Annotated in this window: 3 protein-coding genes; 1 reads left to right on the top strand and 2 read right to left on the bottom strand. The window is 66.2% G+C overall.

From position 1 onward, the window contains the following. Positions 1–297: 297 nt before the first annotated feature. Positions 298–1494, bottom strand: a complete 1197-nt coding sequence (locus U9980_RS24110; RefSeq protein ID WP_322770024.1) for an NAD(P)/FAD-dependent oxidoreductase — start codon at positions 1492–1494, stop codon at positions 298–300. 61 nt (positions 1495–1555) lie between these two features. Between U9980_RS24110 and U9980_RS24115 the strand changes: the two genes are divergently transcribed. Further along, positions 1556–2011, top strand: coding sequence for a MarR family transcriptional regulator (locus tag U9980_RS24115; RefSeq protein WP_322770025.1), 456 nt, complete (start codon positions 1556–1558; stop codon positions 2009–2011). A gap of 48 nt (positions 2012–2059) precedes the next feature. Here the strand turns inward: U9980_RS24115 and U9980_RS24120 are convergent, their stop codons facing one another. Continuing rightward, positions 2060–2365, bottom strand: a complete 306-nt coding sequence (locus tag U9980_RS24120) for a GNAT family N-acetyltransferase (RefSeq protein ID WP_416210381.1) — start codon at positions 2363–2365, stop codon at positions 2060–2062. Positions 2366–2509: the final 144 nt, after the last annotated feature.

Below are 2509 nucleotides of genomic sequence, written 5' to 3' on the forward strand. Positions count from 1 at the left end.
GAGAAATTGTCAAGACTTGTGGATCGGTTCGTCCGTCCGGCTCGCCCGTCGGCTCGTTAGAGAATTCTCTGCAGCTCGGTGCGCTGGCGGATCGGGCTCAGCCTCGGTTGTCCTGTTCAGCCAGGATGTGTGGAAGTCCGAAGTCACGTGGGTGTAGCTCGAAACGGGTGCGCGCAGCCCCACGCATGGTCATCGCTGGGTGCCGTCCGTAGCGACAGTTGCTGACGCTGCCTGATCCAGGCCGGGCTCGATCTTCGACCTCTCGATCGATGACGACCTTCGGTGACGCAATGGATGTCAGGAGTGACGGCGCATCGCTTCGTCGAAGTATGGCCGGGTCGAGTTCTCGGCAGCCTCAAAGCCATAGTGGAGCATCTCGGTCTCATAGTGTCGCTTAGCCTCGGTGAAAGTGGTGCTGCAGGTCGTCGCTCTGCGTAGAACCTCGGTAAGCAGGGCGGCGTCGCGCAGGGCCGTGTTGGCTCCTTCACCACGGCCGGGGGTCATGGTGTGGATCGCGTCGCCGAGCAGGGTGATGGCGGGCTCGACCCACGGCTGGATGGGGCGCGCGCAGAAGAAGCCGAACGGGAAGGTGGCCGAGGCGTCGGCCTGTTCGACGACCGCGCGCAAGGCCGGATGCCAGTTGGCGATGAGGTCTTGCGCGATGTGTTGGAGGTCCGGCCCGTGGGCGGCCCAGAACTGGCGCCCGGACACCGGACGGTCGCGGAGACTGAGAGTCCAGCGCAGATAGTCCGGGACCTGACTCAACCGGACCTCCGGTGCGAGCCGGGCTGTGGCCTGGTCGAACGGTTCGGTTTTGATGAAGGCGCCGACTCCGAGCGTGACGCCCTGGGTGTCCTTGGCGCGAGGCATTCCGGTAAGGAACTCGGGCGGCACGGCGGCTCGCAGGTCCGCTGCGATGGGCGTCTTGCCGTAGATCGACCGTCCGAAATCGTCGAACTCGGCATCGGGCACGAGTTGGGCCCGGACCGCCGAGTTGGTGCCGTCGGCACCGACCAGCAGGCGCCCGGTCTCCACAGTGCCATCAGCGAAGTGCGCGTCGACTAGGCCGTCCGGGCGTGCTTCGTACCGCAGGTACTCCCTGCCGAACTGCACAACGTCGCCGAGCCCACCCAGCAGGATTTCGCGCAGCGTCTGACGGTTGACCGCGACGCCCACGGCTGGGGGCAGCGGTTTGCGGAAGATCACCTTCAGGGTGGAGGTGAACAGAACGAAGTCGCCCGTCGGCGCGGGGCTGGCGGTGGCGCGATACAGCTCATATAGGCGCGGCGGCAGGCACTGGCGCAGCGCATCGTCCCCGTGTCGATTGATGGAAAAGCCGTAGCCCTGCTGGTCCGGCACCGGCGACGCCGCACGATCGAAGACGGCGACCGGCACGCCGGCCCGGTGCAGCCCTTGGGCCAGGCACAGCCCGCCGACACCGCCACCGATGATCAGCACGCGAGGTGAGTGGTTCGTGGACAGGTGGTCTGCCATACTCGCCACGCTAGCAGAAAGCTGTCGCGACAGTAACTGTCTAGTCATCTATCCTGGCGACGTGGCACCCCCATTCCTCCCGCCAGAGGCCGCACGGCTCGTGCTGGGTGGCGGCTCGCTGCTGCACCGCACGGCGAGGGAACTGAACACGGCGCTGGAACGATCGCTCGCACCTTTCGACGTCACAGCGCAGCAGGCCGCTTTGCTGCTGCGCCTGCGCTCGGAGACCAGCCCACACCGCCTCGCCGCCGCCCTGGGCACCGACACCGCCGGGATGACCCGCCTGCTCGACCGGCTAGAGGACAAGGGCCTCGTCAGCCGCGTCCGGCACCCATCAGACCGTCGGTCCGTCCGCGTCGAACTCACCGCCGCCGGAGCCACCCTCACACCCCGCCTCGCCCCCGTATTCGGTTCGGTCATCCGCCGCCTCTTCGACGGCTTCTCCACCGACGATCTTCAACAGCTATCCGTCATGCTCCAACGCATGTTCAATAACCTCACCTCCAGCGACACCTGACCAGCCAGTTTTTTACCCGAGAAATTGTCAAGACCTGTGGATTGCTTTCTACGTCTGATCTTCGATGGGTGGCGTGGACCTCATCCTGATCTTGATGTTGTGGTCGCCATGCCGGGCGATGTCGTGGAAGCCGAGACGTCGGTAGAGGGCGTGCGCTTGGTGGTTGACGGCCAGGACGTCGAGGGTGACGGGGCGGCCGCGGCTGACGGCGTCGTCGAGGAGGTCCTGGATGAGTCGGCTGCCGATGCCCTGCCCCTGGTAGCCGGGGTGGATCTCGATGCGGCCCAGGTAGGTCTCGGCTGGCCGGCGCTCGACGCTGATCGAACCGGCGTCTCGGCCGTCCACGGTGATGATCCAAGTGTGCGTCGGGTCGTAGGTCCGCTCGTGGTAGGCGCGTTGGGTGGCGTCGTTCCAGCCTCAGATCTGCTCGACGTAGCCGCCCATCGCAGCTGGTGCAGCGCGAAGCAGAAGTCGCTGTCGGCCGGGGTAGCCGGCCGG

The organism is Protofrankia sp. Cr1 (assembly GCF_963555865.1).
Taxonomy (GTDB): domain Bacteria; phylum Actinomycetota; class Actinomycetes; order Frankiales; family Frankiaceae; genus Protofrankia.